We start from the raw sequence: 15,190 nt of genomic DNA on the forward strand, positions 1-15,190 counted from the left end.
GTGTGATTCCAGTATAGCCCCAGGCTCGCGTGATGGCTGGTCAACATGAGTAATCAGGAATTCTTTTGGAGTCATCATGAGTAAAGTGGTAATTAGCGTAGCTAATAAGCTTGTGCAAAAAGTTCAGGGTCTGCTGGAATATGCTTGGTTTGTAAGCCCCAAAAAATCCCCGTTTTCTGTGTGGCATGAAGATAGAGTTTTGCCGAAATTCATTAAAGCTATTGACGAGGATGACAAAGATTATCAAGAAATGATGGCAGATACTTTGAGCTGGGGTTGTAATACTAAGGTAAGGTTTTCAGGTGTTTTCGTGGTTTCGAATGCAAAATTTATTATGAATGTGCGTCTCAAGTCTCATCGGCGCCATCCGGACTCACGAAAAGCTATTGTTTGCACTAGAAATTATCGCCCATTTAAATACCCTGGAGGACAATCATTTTTATTTTTTTTGTCATGCATTCGAAAAATATTGATTCATCAGAGAAAGAAATCATCCCACGATATTATATCGGGAAATGTCGCGTTGCTCGGTAATTGTGCTTATGAAAATGACAACTATTACCATTTTTGGGCTGATGTTATTACAGATATTTGGTACATAAGGCAGCACCTTAAAGAAGAAGACCTTCCTGATTATTATGTTACCCCGCATGCAAATATGCCATGGCAATGGGATATTCTTAAACTTTGTGGTGTGAATAAGTCTCAGGTGATATCTTACGCTAAGTATGATGTGTCATCAATTGAGAAATTGATAATTCCGGTACGTGACAAGGGTGCTTATAACCTTCCGCCGTGGCTATGTCGTGCAATGCATGACATGTGTGGGTGGTCGCCAAAATTACAAAAAGGGGAGCGTTTGATCTATGTCTCACGGGCCGATGCTGATCGCCGGCGCATTTCTAACGAGGAGATCCTCCGTAGCCGTCTCCAAGAGGTGGGGTTTGAAATACACACCCTTAATGGATTAAGCATCGATGAACAACAGCAACTTTTCGCTTCAGCTGCTATCATCTGCGCACCTCACGGCGCTGCATTGACAAACCTCGTATGGTGTGGCCCTGAAGCTGTCATTATTGACCTGCTATCGGATCGTTACTTGATTCCATGTTTTCGTCAGTTGGCTGCGCAGAATAAGCTATTCTATTATGCTTATGCATGCAGACAGCTAGAAGGCGTTAAAAGTGGATTAATCGGAGACATCATTGTCTCGGAAACTCAGATTGAATCTGTGCTGGATGTTGTATCGCGCCATGCGGTGCATGTCAATCAAGCCGAAAATATTATTTGATATGTCCCAGCACATACACCACCCGTTCATGCGATCATCTGCCTCCCTATACCCTATACATTGAAATATCTTCCGGCACACTTATAGATTACCATGAAAATAGGCTTTTATGCTATGTGCTTAAATAAAATTGTGGTTTTATTGCCTGGTAATGGACTTGATTATCAAGGTGGAGGGTTGTCAGTTGCCTTGAATCTTTATGAAAATATTTCTAAATTTATTTCATCAGAAGTTTTCTATTATAGAGAGGGGGGTGAGTTGAAAGATAGCTTGGATCGGCTGGTTTTTTCAGCAACTCCAGAAACTGTTTTTCTAGTTACGTGGGGGCCGGATGTTGGATGCTTAGTTGATTATTTAAATAAAAATGAGAAAAAAGTCATATATTTTGCTCAAAGTACGGGTTGGGATATTAAACTTCCTAGAGAAGTTCCTATAATATGTGTAAGTCGTCACGTGATGATTTACTGGTCAAACCGAAACCCTTTTAACCCTCTGTATATTTTAAGCCCAATTGTGGAGGTGCCTTTTAAGGAAAATGAAATCAATAGAGATATAGATGTGTTATTTGTTGAGAGAAAGTCTACTAGATATTTAAAAATGGAATTGATACCTGCGCTTGAAAAAAAATTCAATGTCATGTCTGTTAATGCATTTATTGATAGATCAGCTTTGCTAAATTTGTTTATGAGGACAAAAGTATATTTATATTCCTCTCGAGAGCATGGCCAAAAAGGCCATCAGGAAGGATTTGGACTACAGCCATTAGAAGCTTTTTTGTGTGGTTGCAGAGTATTTTGCAATCTGCATGGCGGATTGGCTGATCATATGGATCCTGAAGTTAATATGAAACAAATTGAGGTGCATTCATTAGAATATGATATTAAAAGAGTGTCTCATGTGATTTTGAATTTTAGTGCTCAAGACGAAATTCTGATGAGCCAAGTTTCTAATAGATATTCGAAAGATGCTTATAATAATAGACTTAAAGTGATTTTAAATGAAATTTGTTTTTTCTTTTCAAGTATTGATTCGATTGAGGAGAACTGTAATGTGATAATCCCAGTGAATAATTCAGGTAGGCTTCCAAAATGTAAAAAATGGATTAAAAATAAATTAAAGGCAGCATTATGACTAAAGGTTTTTTGCTTGCCAGGTGGTCTCAGCCTGGCCTAAATTGGGGGGATTCATTAAATCCTTACTTAATACAAAAACTGTCCAAAAAAAAAGTTTATAATGTTTTGTACCCCAGGGTCAATTTCTTTAAAGTTACTCAAAGGTTAAGGGTTACAAATAAGCCTGAGTATATTGTTGTGGGTAGTGTTTTATCATGGGGTCATTTTAGAGATGGTGTAGCTGAAGTCTGGGGCGCTGGGTTTATGTCAGCAGCTGGGAGGGTAAAGTATAAACCTAAAGCTATACATGCTGTAAGGGGTGAGCTTTCTAGGGAATTGCTAATTAAGCAAGGGATTTCATGTCCTAAGGTGTTTGGTGATCCAGCGCTAATCATGCCTTATATTTATAAGCCTGATATTAAAACAAGTAGTAATTTAGTAGGTGTTATTCCGCACTATGTAGATAAGCCTTTCTTTTCGGGTGAAAATTATCCGCAGGATGAGAATCTAAAGGTAATTGATATTGAGCAAGATACTGAATCTTTTATTGATCAGGTCATGGAATGCGGGGTTGTTCTTTCTAGTTCCTTGCATGGCCTGATTGTCGCTGATGCGTATGGTATACCATCTCGTAGAGTTGTCTTCAGTAATAATATCTCTGGTGGTGATTTTAAGTTTCGTGATTATTATAGCGGTATAGGACATGAGTATGTGCCTCCCTTGAAAGTCGATCAGATATCGGCTTTATATGACATCGCTGGTGGTTGTGAGACTCATTCAATTTCGAAGGATGCTCTTTCGTTACTTTTGCGGGCATGTCCATTCCTTAGTTTGGACTCTTCTTTGCGCGATTTTATTTGATTTATTATTTAATGGTGAGGAATTCTTGTGAGTGATTTTAGTGTTAGCATTATTATCGCTTCTTACAATTGTGTTAATTTTATTGGAAAAGCAATCCAATCAGCGATCGATCAAACAGGTTGCGATGTTGAAATCATTGTTATCGATGATGCTTCGACTGATGATACAAAAGGATTTGTAAAAGGTTTAAATATACCTTGTTTAAGATATTTTCGATCGCCTATAAATAAAGGACCAAGCCATGCTAGGAATATTGCATTGCAAATGGCTACAAAGGAATGGGTTGCTATATTGGATGCTGACGACTGGCTTGAGCCTAATCGGTGCAGGATACTTATCGAGTATGCAAAGACCCACAATCTTGATGTGATTTCTGATAACCAAAAATTAGTAGATGCAGATTCAGAAGCTTTTATTGGCATTAGGTCTAGAAATATTCCTCTGCTCGAAAAAGCAGCATTCCCTCTGCGGATCGATTACTTGACTCTTATAAGGAATCCCGCCTTAGGTGTTCTTCAGCCTGTTTTTTCCAGACACCTTATTGAGAGGCTGCGTTGCTTTTATGATGAGTCGTATATTTATGGCGAAGATTACTACTTTTTAATAAAAATTGTAGAGTCTGGCGGATGTTTTGGTGTTGTTAACATGCCGCTGTACAATGTTAGGCTACGGCAAGGAAGTTTGGTTTCGAATCGAGTTAAGATGTATGAAGGTATGGTTTCTATATATGAAAAGTTATTGTCTCATGAGAGAGCCAACAATAACCCTGTTGTAATATCATCCCTTGCTTCCAATATCTCTTCTGCTAAAAAAACAATTGTTTATGCTCGAGTTGTAGATGAGGTGAAACGTAAAAACTATCTCCAGGCGTTAACAAACTCATTGCGATACCCTGTGTTTTTTCTTCAACTTCCCGAAAGGGTTTTGACCAATGTGAAAAAATATTTGCAAAATTGATGGGCAGTGGGGGAGTGTTAGTTAAATTTCTAAAGCTATATTTATAGATTAATTTAGCTCAAGATGTTGTACTAAGCAGGCTCGCGACAGGAAAACCACTACCAAGCTTATATAATTGTATTGAATCCTGTATATATTTATAAAACTATTGGTTTTGAACAATGCCTAGTTATTGTTTTGTTGATCGCGAGAATGCTCATTCTATCTGGTCCTTGGTAGACATTATTGCTGGAGCTTTGTTGGCTAAAGGTGATGATGTCATATACTGTCGTTTTTGCGACCAGCCTATGCCTATAGGGCGTAGTGTTCCTTACGGCGTTATCGTCAACGATGTACCCGTCCCTCCAAAGCGTTCCTGTGTTGATTTGATCAAGCAGCATTATGTCTTCGCTAAAGCACTCACTGGTTTGCTAAAGAGTAAGCGCATTGATGTCCTCCATGCTCACTTTGCAATTCCAAGCATAGTATCTCGATGGGTAGGATATAATGTTGGACTTCCTGTTCTACTAACCACACAGCATGAGCTCTATGGTTCGATGAATCCCTACTTGCGTATTGGGTTGGGCTTTACCCAACGTTATTGCAATGCTGCGGTGTATGTGTCAGATCAGGTGGCAATGTCTTTCTCTCCGTTTGCCGGGCTGGCACAACGAGATGTCGTGATAAAGAATGGTATTGACGTCCATTCACTCCAGGCCCTTAGCAGTCCGCGCCCGATGCTTGAGCAGCGACTTAGAATTATCTGTGCCGGTCGCTTTGTGTCAGTGAAGGGCCAAAAAACGTTGATCGAGGCTTGGCCCAGGGTATTGGAGAGTTTCCCTGAAGCGCATCTATGCTTGCCAGGAGATGGGCCAGAAAAGGCGTTACTGGAGAACCGCTGCCGGGCTCTATGCATTGCCCCCACCGTAGAATTCCCCGGCTGGCTGCCAAGAAATGAGACTTTGCAACGCATCTGCGGTTCCACATTGATGGTGGTGCCCAGTGATGGCACACAGGAAGGTTTCGGTCTCGTGGTTGCCGAAGCCATGGCGTTAGGAGTGCCGATAGTGTGTAGCGATATTCCGGTATTCCGTGAGGTTGCTGCCGACACGGTGGGGTACTTTCCAGTTGGCGATGCTGCTGCTCTTGCGCAGGCCATTATCACCACACTCTCACAGCTTGAGCAGGCCCATGCTAGGGCAGAGTGGGCGCAGCAACGCGTTGCGAAACACTTTGACCAGCGTGATATGGTCGCAGCTTATCTGCACCTTTACGACGATCTTCTCGGCAATAGGACACGACATGACCGCATCACGCGTGACTGCGATTATTACCGTTTATAATGAAGAGCGCTATGTTAAAAGAGCCATCGACTCGTTGCTTGGCCAGACCATGGAAGATATCGAAGTACTGGTTATCGATGACGGCTCTAACGATAGTACGCCTGTAATGCTATCTAGCATACAAGATTCAAGGTTGCGGGTGATTCGTGGTGAGCGCATGGGTCGTGCCAAGGCGTTAAAGTTGGCTTGCGAGGAGGCGCGCGGTGAGTACATTGCCAATCTGGATGCCGATGACATGGCCTATCCTGAAAGACTGGCTAGACAGGTCGCCTTCCTCGATGCCCATCCTGACCATGCTTGGGTAGGGTGTACTGAAGAGCGCCGAGATACGCAGCGTAATGAGCATATCGTTCGTACCTATCCTCTTTCAGATGACGAAATCCGCCGCCAATCGGCGAAATGCATTCCCTATAGCCACAGCGGTATCACCTTTCGTCGTTCCTTGATCGATGAAGGTTTAAACTATGACAGCTCCCAGCCATACTTGATCGATTTCGAATTCTTTCTCAGGGTGGCACGTCATTACAAGGTGGCCAACCTTCCCGAGGTGTTGGCGTGTCGGTATGTCAGAAACGAGAGCTTCTTCCAGAGTCGTTTCAAGACCGCTAAACAGAATCGGCGGTTAGCTTGGCTTGGGCTGTGTGCCGTCATATGGTTTAAACTTCCCTTTCACTATGCTGTTTTTCCCGCTGCGAGACTCATTTATCCGTACCTTCCAAATGTATTCAAGCGCTCTGTACGCCGCCAACAAGGTCTGGTAGAGGTTGACGGGGGGCAGTGATGTTTACCTATGCATTGCTCACGATAGCAGTAGTTGCTGTTGCTGGTCTGTTCTACTGGATCGTTCTTGATCCTGTGCGTGGCATTTATCTTGCCTTTGTAGCCTCAGGAGTTCTCAACACCATCTCTCTGGGACCGTTAAGAGAGAAGGTGGGATTGACCGAGTTTGTCATGGCGTTGACTTGGGCGGCCATGCTTGTAAATCGTAGATGGTTGGCCGATAGGGAGCCTCTTCTCGACAAGCAGAAGTTGGCGATTTATTTTCTCTGCGTTTTTCTTCTCATGTATCTTGTTTCCTTTGTTGTTAATAATGCCAGTTTTTATGGATTTCTTACGGGTAGTGTTGTTGAGAGCTTGAATATCGTCTATGTGGCCATGATCATGGCAACGGTCATACTGCTGGTTCAAAAACCTGAGCAGTGGAAAGGCTGTTTGATGGGCTGGCTGCTCGGGGCAGCTGTGGTGGTTCTAGTCGGATTGTGGGCCATGAGTGGGTCGGCACCAGCCTGGACCTATGATGAATTCAGCGGTCGTATATCGTCAACCCTTAAATTCGAAAACCAAGTCCCTTCCTACCTCGTACCGATCATGTTGATTGCCATGGTATGGAGTGCTCTATCAACCACTTCCATGTGGTTTCGCATATTGCTGCTGCTGTTGATTGCCGGTATGGTCATCATTCTTGTCGGCACGGGTAGTCGCACAGCTCTGATACTGGTTGTGCTATCGGTTCTATGCCTAGTTGTCATGCTGCTTTTGAAGAATTCCAATACCAGTCTGTTATCCGGGTATTTGAGTTTGGCGATCATCGGTTGTAGTGTGTCGCTGTTCTTGTATATTGCCGCAGCGCTGGCGATGTATGATGGCCACTACTCGCTGGGCTCGACGCCTTCCTGGCAACGGCCTGTGGTAATGATATTTGAAAGTTCGCAGTCCGGTGTGCTGGATACCACACGTAATCGTCAGGCCGAGGTTATTGTTGCCAATGCCGGTGAGGATTTTTTTATCGGAAATGGGCCAAAACTTTCCGGAGCAAAGTACCGAATGGATGAAGTTCATAATACCTATGCCGGAGTGTTCTTCGAAACAGGTGCATTCGGCATTTTAGCGCTATTCGCTTTTTTTGCGACCGTTATTTATAATGGTTTTAGAGAATCCCGAAGCAGTGCATTGAATCTCTTGTTATGGGCTTCCGTTGTCGCATTTATGTTGCTGCTGATATATGGGATGACGATGTACGGGTTGCGCCAGCGTACGCTTTGGTTGATGTGTGGCCTGCTGGTAAGTATTCCCAATATTGTTCGCTATATGGATCGTCGTATCTATGAACATCCTGTGCGTTGAGAGCTACCCTCAGGCCATCTATGGCCAACAGCAGACGCTACTCTCGTTGCTCAAAGTGATGAGAAGTATTGGGCATCAAGTCAGCATTGCCAGCACCGATGATGGCCCCTTCTGCGCTGAAGTAGAAAAGCAAGGTGTGTCTGTATCTGTCTGTAGCTATCCTCCGCGGCTAGCGCAGTATGGCGGCGCCATCTATCGTTATGGTGTCATTGAAAGAGTATCGCTTTGCGGGCAACTTATTAGTTACGTTGCTTATTTGCGGAGATTTATTGCGGAACATCAGTTTGATGTGGTGTTCTGCAATGATATGCGGGGATTGTTGACCATGGGCGTCTCGGCCCGGCTATGCGGGGTGCCGGTGGTGATCTGGGACAAGCTTGACAAGCCGCATGGCATACTCGATTGGTTCCAGATTCCCTTGGCGAGTCTGAACATCGTCATTTCCGATGCTGTTTCTCGCAAGTATCCCGTCTGGCAGCGTAGACTATTTTCCAATCGTATTCATAGCATCTATGATGGTGTCTTTCTTAACCACTTTGCGGATATTCCAGAGGCTAGGGAGTCACTTTCCCTTGAAACGTCTCATGTTGCTCTAGCGATGATCGGCTCGATCAGTGAACGTAAGGCACAGGATCGACTGCTGCGTATTGTTCCGGAGTTGGTCAAGCAGTGCCCAAATGCCAGGATCGTGCTGGTGGGGCAGCCGGACAGCCACTCACAAAAGTATTACCATACCTTGCCAAACTTGGCACATCCGGGCGTGATCCAGGCCGGTTTTCGTCGTGATATGCCAGCTGTAATGAATAGTATCGACGTACTAGTGATTCTTTCCCGGCAGGAAGGAATGGGACTAGTGATAGTTGAGGCCATGGCGGCCGGAAAGCCGGTGATCGGTACCCGTGCAGGAGGTATTCCTGAAGTGGTGATCGACGGTGAGACTGGCTACCTGGTGGAAGGTGACGATGATCAAGCACTACTCGATCGCCTGATCCGTCTCTGCCAGGATGCCGAACTTCGTAAGCAACTGGGAGCAGCCGGGCGAAGGCGTGCTGAGACGCACTTCGACCGCGAGCGGCAGCACCGGCGTGTGCTCTCGTTGATGGAGGAACTGGTGGAGGCTCGCCGATGAGCGCCTCCTCTTTCCGTATCGTCCATCTGCAGCTGCTGCCGTTGTTGAGTGGCGTTCAGCGCGTCACCCTCGATGAGCTGGAAGGTCTGTCGAGTCATTTTCATCGTGCATTGATTTGCAAGGAAGAGGGTGACCTGACTTCAGCAGCTCACGACTGCGGGAGTGAGGTGCTTACCGCGTCTACGCTCCGGCGTGACATCCACCCTGTAGCGGATCTGTTGGCACTCTGGCGCCTGTGGCGACACTTTCGCTCTGGTCGGTTCGACATAGTCCATACCCACTCGAGCAAGACCGGTGTGCTCGGGCGCCTCGCGGCGCATCTGGCCGGCGTGCCTTGCATTGTACATACCGTCCATGGTTTCGCCTTTCCTGCTGCCCGCTCTGCTGTGCAGCTTCGCCTGTTCCATGCCATGGAGTGGCTCGGTGGGCGCTGTGCCCATCGGGTGATCTGTCTCCATGAGGCGGATGCCCGTATCTGCACGGAGCAACTGCAGCTGCCTGCCGACAAGGTGGTGGTATTGCCGAACGGAGTTGATCTGGAGAAATACCGTCCCATGGGCGCGGATGACAAGCCATCGCTTCGCAGCCGTCTGGGACTGCCGCGTGACCGCGTGCTGGTGACCATGGTGGGCAGGCTCTGGGAACAGAAGAACCCGGCCTGTCTAGTCGACGCCTACTGCGGCCTTTGGGAGGGCGGGGATCCTGGGACCGACTTGGTCTTGGTCGGGGATGGCGAGCTTCAGCCAGTGCTTGAGACCCAAGTGGCCCAAGTGGGGCTCGCTGAGCACGTACACTTTCTGGGGTGGCGCACCGACACGCCCGAGCTGTTGCGCGCCAGCGACCTCTTCGTGCTGCCCTCACGCTGGGAGGGCATGCCGCTGGCGATACTCGAGGCCATGGCCACGGGCTTGGCAGTGGTGGTATCGGATATTCCCGGCAATCGCCATCTAGTCTCGCAGGACGAAAATGGTGTGCTGTTTCCCGCCGGCGACCACGAGGCCCTCGGCAAGACCCTCGCACGCCTGGTGGCAGAGCAAGACAACCGGCTTGCGCTGGGTGAGGCGGCGCGTCGTCATGTGGAGACGCATCACGACATCCGCACGCGCATCCGTCAGCTTGAAGCGCTCTATCATCAAGTGCTGCAACCGCAAGTCATCGCCTTGGCCGACTGAGCGGTACCTTAGCGGCGCAACGCCTCAGCAGCTTTGATTCCCTTTGCTCTCATGAAGACCGGCTCCATCTCGGACTGCCGTCATCTCTCCCTCCATCCATAGCACGGAGTCGTCATGCGTATCCTGGTCACTGGTGGCGCGGGCTATATTGGTTCGCATACGGTGTTGGCCCTGCTGAATTCGGGCTACGAGGTGGTGGTGCTGGATAACTTCAGCAATGGTAGCTGGGAAGCGCTGTTGCGGGTGGAGGGGCTGACCGGCAAGCGGATTACCCTGGTCGAAGGCGACATCGGCGATCGTGGCTGCCTTGATCACCTCTTCGCCGAGAACGCCATCGACTCGGTGTTGCATTTCGCAGGGCTCAAGGCAGTGGGTGACAGCATGGCCGATCCGCTGACCTACTATGTCAACAACCTGGCAGGTACGTTGACGCTCTGCCAAGCGATGAGTTGTGCCGATGTTCATGAGTTGGTATTCAGCTCCTCCGCCACCATTTATGGCGATGGGCATCCCATGCCACTCCACGAAGGGCTGCCGAGCGGCCGTCCGGCAAGTCCCTACGGGCGCTCCAAGTTGATGGTGGAGGAGGTTCTTCGGGACCTGGCCGGTTCGGACAATCGTTGGCGGATTGCCCTTCTACGTTACTTCAATCCGGTGGGGGCCCACCCCAGCGGCGAGATTGGAGAAGATCCCCAGGGTGCGCCCAATAACCTGGTGCCTTTCATTGCACAGGTGGCGGTCGGTCGTCGCGACGAATTGGTGGTCTATGGCAATGATTATTCCACCCCGGATGGCACCGGAGTGCGCGACTATATTCATGTCATGGATCTGGCGGAAGGGCACCTGCGTGCCATGGTAGCGTTGAGCGAGCGACCCGGCGTGAGTGTCTGGAACCTAGGGACAGGGCGAGGCCATAGTGTCCTAGAGGTGATCGCAGCGTTCGAACGGGCCGCAAAGCGACGCATTCCCTATCGGATCGAGGCGCGGCGACCCGGCGATATAGCGGCTTACTGGGCGGACTCGGCCAAGGCGCAAGCCGAACTGGGCTGGTGGGCCAGGCGAAGCCTAGACGAGATGATGGCCGATACCTGGCACTGGCAACAGGGTAATCCATGTGGCTATCAACGAAAGTTGGGAATTGCAACTGGATAGCTGGGTTTTATTTCATGTGGTCGGAATTATTGGTTAATTTTAGTTGTTAACGTGAATGAGTGGTGTGTTCATGGCTGAACAAATCCCTATTTTTGTGGTTAGCTTGAAGAACGCCATTGAAAGAAGAGAGTCAATTGAACGCCAAATGGAACGGTGGGGGCTTGAGTTTTCTTTTTTTGATGCTGTCGATGGTCGTGATAAGGAGGTTCTTGAAGTTCATCGCGATCTCATAGATAAAGAATGGAATAAAAAGCGTAGTGGAGATTCGTTAAAGCCTGAAGAAATTGGCTGCGCTCTTTCTCATGCATTCTGTTATAAGAGAATAATTGATTCTGGTGTTAGAGATGCCATCATACTGGAAGATGATGCAGTGTTAAGCGGTGATTTTTGTCATTTCGCTAGGCGCATTTGGAAGGCTTCACCTGAAGTCCAACTTCTCATTCTCCATGCTTATCGTTCACAGTATGTGGTAAAAGGCAGTGAGCTCGAGCTGTTGGGGTCTGGTAAAAAATATCATACATATAAGCCATATATGTCATTTTTTGGAGCTTGTGGATATTATTTGAAACAAGAGGCAGCTGTAAAGCTTTATCGCGCGGCCCTGCCTGTATGGACAACCTCTGATTGGCCGATGGATATTTCAAAAGCTTTAGGGGCACGGGGGCTTGAGCCGCCTCTTGTTGATCAGTCTGCCAGGTTTGATAGCCAGATTCAAGATTATGCTAACCGTAAAATTCCTTTTGTTATTATTATTATGCGACTCCTGCTTTTTCCAACTTTTATCAATGCGCGTTTGTTTGGATCTCCATGGAAGTCTTTGTATGCCTGGCGTGCAGTAAAAAGACGTTTCCTTGTTGCTATATTTGCTAGACGCCCTGTAAGGTAATAAGTCAAGAGTGAATCAATGATACTCGCTCGATGGCGACGATATCGCTGGGCTCTATTGATGGAAGGGGCCGCTGCACTTGGCATGGCCTGGCTGCAGGTACGATGCCTGCCTTTCCGTTGGTGGTTCGGTTGGCTCGGGCTCCGTGCTTCAGGCGAGGTAAATGCCATGGATTCCGAATGGGATCGCTGCGTCGGTGATGTCGCCCGAACCCTTCATGCCATCAACCGTCGCTTCGGCGGCCGCTTCACCTGCCTCATGCTAGCCATGGCTGCTCATTGGATGCTTGGTCGGCGGGGCATCGGCAGCAGCCTGGTGCTGGGTACCCGTGTCGAGTCTTCGTCCGGCGGCAAGCGCCTGCTCGAAGCCCATGCCTGGGTGCGGGTCGGCGACCGGGTGGTGCTGGGCGAGCATGGTGGGCGTTATACGGCGGTGTCGAGTTTCGTGCGCCAGGGTAGCAAGCGACGCCGTGTTGTGAAGGCGGCATGAGCGCGATCCTGGGGCGTATCGAGTTCTCCGGGCGCGAGGTCGACCCGGTCGCCTTCGAGGAGGCGCTTGCCGCGCTCGATGAGTATGGCCGGGAGGGGAGATATCACTGGATCGACGGTCCCGTCGCCTTGGGACATCAGCGTCTCGATATCACCCCCGAGTCGCGCTTTGACAGCCAGCCGCTGGTCGAGGCGGGGTTGGTCATCGTCGCCGATGCGATCCTCGACAATCGCCAGGCGCTTTGCGAACGGCTAGCTATCGCGCGCGAGGCCCGGGCCTGTCTTCCGGACAGTCGCTTGATCCTCGCCGCCTATCGGCAATGGGGGCGCGATTGTGTCGATCATCTGGTGGGAGACTTCGCCTTTGCCATCTGGGATGCCCCGCGCCGGGTGTTGTTCTGCGCTCGGGATCATATCGGAGCACGGCCGCTCTATTATTGCCATCATGATGGCGTCTTTTCGTTGGCCAGTGATCGTCGCGCGTTGTTGGCCTTCGACGATGTCCCCCGAACGATCGACGAGCCACGGGTGGCGACCTACCTCTGCTGGCCCGCGGAATTCCATGAGGCGAGTTTCTTCAGCCGAATTCCCTGCCTACCGGCCGGCTGCTGGCTGGAGGTCGGCGCTCACGGGCTTGAGGTCGAGCGTTACTGGCACCCCGAGCAGGTGGCGGATGTGCGCTATGCCTGCCGGGACGATTATGCCGAGCACTGTCGCGAGTTGCTCGATCAGGCCGTGGCATCGCGCCTGCGTAGCGCTTTTCCGGTCGCCTCGCATGTCAGCGGTGGGCTCGATTCCAGTGGAGTGACGCTGCTCGCCACTCGTCAGTTACGCAGGGCCGGCCAGTCCCTGGCACGGGTCTATACCTGGGCACCGGCTGTGAGTAAGGCCTTCCCGCTATCGCCGGATGATCGTGATGAGCGCGCCGTCATCGACACCCTGTGCCGGCGTGAGGGCGTCGAATGCCACTACGGGACGGCCTCCGGCCGGGATTTGCGGGCCTTTCTCGAGCGTGATATGGCCGTGGAGGGCGATACGGACCTCTTCGAGGAGTTGCCGGTGATGGCCGATGCCGGGGACCGCGGCATCCGGGTGATGCTCTCCGGCTGGGGTGGCGACGAATCCGCCACCTTTACCATCCGGGGTTACCCATCCAGTCTGCTGAGGCGTGGGGCCTGGTGGCGGTTGCTGCTGATGGTGCGCAGTCAGGCGGGCGGATTGCGGCAGTGGCGGCGTGTCCTGCATTGTCTCTGGCAACAGGGGATCTTGCCGAACCTGCCGGACCCCTTGTATGACCGGTATTCACCCTTCCGGCATTCACCGGCGCTGGAAAGCTACATCGATCCGGCCTTCATGGCGCGAAGTCCTCGTCTGCAGTCCGGTCGCATGCGGGCCTGGCGGGAATACCCGGGGCCGCGGCGGATGCAGGCCTTGTTGCTGCAGAATGGGCACTTGGCGGCACGGATGGCCAGCTGGTCGCACTGGGCGTCGCCGCATGGGCTAGTATACCGTTATCCTCTAACCGACAAGCGGCTGCTGAACTTTACCTTGGGGCTGCCGCCCGAGCTGCTCTGGCAGCAGGGGCGAGTGCGTGGCCTGTACCGTCAGGCGCTCTCTGACCTGTTGCCCGCCGGCCTTGCCAAGGTCGATCCGGCCAACGAAATCAAGCGGCTGGCCATCGCCCAGGAGGGCTGGAGACTGCTGGCACGGGATCTTGCGTCAGGTGAGGGGCAGCAGGCGAGGGGATCCTGCCCCTGGCTCGATGTCGGTTCTTTCCAGCGGCACCTCGGGTCCATCCCGGAGACGATGTCTCAGGCCGAGTTGCTCAGATCGGTCTGTCTGGGACGCGCTTATCGGGTATGGCAACTGTGGAGCCGATATGGTGGCTGATGTGGTTTCCGTCTGTGATGACAATGAGCTGGAAAAGGGGCTGTAAGAAATTGACTTATTACATTCTGTAACGCATCTTGTAGGAATAAACGGCGTCCGAATGCCGATGTGCAGTGCGTGTCGGTTCGTGCGGATGATAACGCAGGGGTGGTAGTCGAGGATAAACCAATGAAACAGTCGTCGTTACACAAGGTGGAAGGCGTGGCCAAGCGGCAGTGGGTCACTCCAGAACTGAGCCGCATGAGGGTCGAAGAGACGCTCTCTTCTCCTCCCTACTCACAGGGAGAAAGCAATGCACATTCCAATGGACTCAATAATGGAAATGTGCCGGGTGGTGATAGCTATTCCTGAAACATCCAAAGAATGCTTCTCAGAATACTCTGAGCCTTTTTCATGCCCTTCCCGGTCGTTATAGGAAGGGCATTTTCGTACCTTGCCCGCACTCGAACGAGGTGGAGTATGGAACTGTGTGATCGTATCCGGCGTAGCGGTGAGCCGCTGGCGTCTCGCGTCGACGATGAGCTGGTGCTCTTCAGTGCCGAAAACGGCATGTACTATGGCACCCAGGCCGTGGGGGAGCGTATCTGGTCGTTGGTCGAGCGGGAGTGCACCGTTGCCGAGCTGTGCGAGCGATTGATGGCGGAGTTCGATGTGCCACGTGTCACCTGCGAGCGGGAGGTCATGGACTTTCTCGAATCGTTGCACCAGGAGGCGCTGATCGTGGTGAATCCTGACTGACGGCGATCCGATGCCTGTCAAGCTTGTTGGAACCTGGAGTCAGGCGGCTTCTAATCGCTGATCGCGTT

Annotated in this window: 15 protein-coding genes; all 15 read left to right on the top strand. The window is 50.4% G+C overall.

All coding sequences use genetic code 11. The features are described 5' to 3' along the window. Positions 1–76 precede the first annotated feature (76 nt). Positions 77–1,291 carry a glycosyltransferase family 61 protein gene (locus FEF15_RS18030; protein WP_163560662.1) on the top strand — a complete coding sequence of 405 codons (1,215 nt, stop codon included), beginning with the start codon at positions 77–79 and terminating at the stop codon, positions 1,289–1,291. 93 nt (positions 1,292–1,384) lie between these two features. Next, complete coding sequence (locus tag FEF15_RS18035; RefSeq protein WP_163560664.1) at positions 1,385–2,422, top strand: glycosyltransferase family 1 protein; 1,038 nt, start codon at positions 1,385–1,387, stop codon at positions 2,420–2,422. After that, entirely contained in the window at positions 2,419–3,264 is an 846-nt protein-coding gene (locus tag FEF15_RS18040; protein WP_163560666.1) for a polysaccharide pyruvyl transferase family protein, read from the top strand. Before FEF15_RS18035 ends, FEF15_RS18040 begins: the two co-directional genes overlap by 4 nt. A gap of 27 nt (positions 3,265–3,291) precedes the next feature. Then, positions 3,292–4,221, top strand: a complete 930-nt coding sequence (locus FEF15_RS18045; protein ID WP_163560668.1) for a glycosyltransferase family 2 protein — start codon at positions 3,292–3,294, stop codon at positions 4,219–4,221. A 161-nt stretch (positions 4,222–4,382) separates the two neighbouring features. After that, on the top strand, positions 4,383–5,543 hold the full coding sequence (locus tag FEF15_RS18050) for a glycosyltransferase family 4 protein (protein ID WP_276208223.1): 1,161 nt from the start codon (positions 4,383–4,385) through the stop codon (positions 5,541–5,543). Further along, positions 5,503–6,324: a glycosyltransferase family 2 protein gene (locus tag FEF15_RS18055; RefSeq protein ID WP_163560672.1), complete on the top strand. Its 822-nt coding sequence runs from the start codon at positions 5,503–5,505 to the stop codon at positions 6,322–6,324. Before FEF15_RS18050 ends, FEF15_RS18055 begins: the two co-directional genes overlap by 41 nt. Next, a complete protein-coding gene (locus FEF15_RS18060; protein ID WP_163560674.1) occupies positions 6,324–7,667 on the top strand; it encodes a hypothetical protein in 1,344 nt (447 codons plus the stop codon). Before FEF15_RS18055 ends, FEF15_RS18060 begins: the two co-directional genes overlap by 1 nt. After that, positions 7,648–8,796 carry a glycosyltransferase family 4 protein gene (locus tag FEF15_RS18065; RefSeq protein ID WP_163560676.1) on the top strand — a complete coding sequence of 383 codons (1,149 nt, stop codon included), beginning with the start codon at positions 7,648–7,650 and terminating at the stop codon, positions 8,794–8,796. The genes FEF15_RS18060 and FEF15_RS18065 overlap by 20 nt, the downstream gene beginning before the upstream one ends. After that, positions 8,793–9,968, top strand: coding sequence for a glycosyltransferase family 4 protein (locus tag FEF15_RS18070; protein WP_163560678.1), 1,176 nt, complete (start codon positions 8,793–8,795; stop codon positions 9,966–9,968). The genes FEF15_RS18065 and FEF15_RS18070 overlap by 4 nt, the downstream gene beginning before the upstream one ends. A 114-nt stretch (positions 9,969–10,082) precedes the next feature. After that, the gene (gene galE, locus FEF15_RS18075) at positions 10,083–11,120 is read left to right on the top strand and encodes a UDP-glucose 4-epimerase GalE (protein WP_163560680.1); all 1,038 of its coding nucleotides are present in this window, start codon (positions 10,083–10,085) and stop codon (positions 11,118–11,120) included. A 70-nt stretch (positions 11,121–11,190) separates the two neighbouring features. After that, a complete protein-coding gene (locus FEF15_RS18080; RefSeq protein ID WP_163560682.1) occupies positions 11,191–12,006 on the top strand; it encodes a glycosyltransferase family 25 protein in 816 nt (271 codons plus the stop codon). A 60-nt stretch (positions 12,007–12,066) separates the two neighbouring features. Further along, a complete protein-coding gene (locus tag FEF15_RS18085; protein ID WP_276208224.1) occupies positions 12,067–12,495 on the top strand; it encodes a lasso peptide biosynthesis B2 protein in 429 nt (142 codons plus the stop codon). Next, positions 12,492–14,384: an asparagine synthase-related protein gene (locus FEF15_RS18090; RefSeq protein ID WP_163560685.1), complete on the top strand. Its 1,893-nt coding sequence runs from the start codon at positions 12,492–12,494 to the stop codon at positions 14,382–14,384. Before FEF15_RS18085 ends, FEF15_RS18090 begins: the two co-directional genes overlap by 4 nt. Before the next feature lie 168 nt (positions 14,385–14,552). Next, complete coding sequence (locus tag FEF15_RS18095) at positions 14,553–14,735, top strand: hypothetical protein (RefSeq protein WP_163560687.1); 183 nt, start codon at positions 14,553–14,555, stop codon at positions 14,733–14,735. Between the two features lie 108 nt (positions 14,736–14,843). Next, a complete protein-coding gene (locus FEF15_RS18100) occupies positions 14,844–15,122 on the top strand; it encodes a PqqD family peptide modification chaperone (RefSeq protein WP_163560689.1) in 279 nt (92 codons plus the stop codon). Positions 15,123–15,190 lie beyond the last annotated feature (68 nt).

This window comes from Halomonas sp. NO4 (genome assembly GCF_010994375.1).
Taxonomy (GTDB): Bacteria; Pseudomonadota; Gammaproteobacteria; order Pseudomonadales; family Halomonadaceae; genus Halomonas.

Excerpts from the sequence above, each read along its gene's own strand:
- FEF15_RS18030 (WP_163560662.1), top strand. The coding sequence starts at position 77 with ATGAGTAAAGTGGTAATTAGCGTAGCTAATAAGCTTGTGCAAAAAGTT.
- FEF15_RS18035 (WP_163560664.1), top strand. The coding sequence starts at position 1,385 with ATGAAAATAGGCTTTTATGCTATGTGCTTAAATAAAATTGTGGTTTTA.
- FEF15_RS18040 (WP_163560666.1), top strand. The coding sequence starts at position 2,419 with ATGACTAAAGGTTTTTTGCTTGCCAGGTGGTCTCAGCCTGGCCTAAAT.
- FEF15_RS18050 (WP_276208223.1), top strand. The coding sequence starts at position 4,383 with ATGCCTAGTTATTGTTTTGTTGATCGCGAGAATGCTCATTCTATCTGG.
- FEF15_RS18055 (WP_163560672.1), top strand. The coding sequence starts at position 5,503 with ATGACCGCATCACGCGTGACTGCGATTATTACCGTTTATAATGAAGAG.
- FEF15_RS18060 (WP_163560674.1), top strand. The coding sequence starts at position 6,324 with ATGTTTACCTATGCATTGCTCACGATAGCAGTAGTTGCTGTTGCTGGT.
- FEF15_RS18065 (WP_163560676.1), top strand. The coding sequence starts at position 7,648 with ATGAACATCCTGTGCGTTGAGAGCTACCCTCAGGCCATCTATGGCCAA.
- FEF15_RS18070 (WP_163560678.1), top strand. The coding sequence starts at position 8,793 with ATGAGCGCCTCCTCTTTCCGTATCGTCCATCTGCAGCTGCTGCCGTTG.
- galE (WP_163560680.1), top strand. The coding sequence starts at position 10,083 with ATGCGTATCCTGGTCACTGGTGGCGCGGGCTATATTGGTTCGCATACG.
- FEF15_RS18080 (WP_163560682.1), top strand. The coding sequence starts at position 11,191 with ATGGCTGAACAAATCCCTATTTTTGTGGTTAGCTTGAAGAACGCCATT.
- FEF15_RS18085 (WP_276208224.1), top strand. The coding sequence starts at position 12,067 with ATGGAAGGGGCCGCTGCACTTGGCATGGCCTGGCTGCAGGTACGATGC.
- FEF15_RS18090 (WP_163560685.1), top strand. The coding sequence starts at position 12,492 with ATGAGCGCGATCCTGGGGCGTATCGAGTTCTCCGGGCGCGAGGTCGAC.
- FEF15_RS18095 (WP_163560687.1), top strand. The coding sequence starts at position 14,553 with ATGAAACAGTCGTCGTTACACAAGGTGGAAGGCGTGGCCAAGCGGCAG.
- FEF15_RS18100 (WP_163560689.1), top strand. The coding sequence starts at position 14,844 with ATGGAACTGTGTGATCGTATCCGGCGTAGCGGTGAGCCGCTGGCGTCT.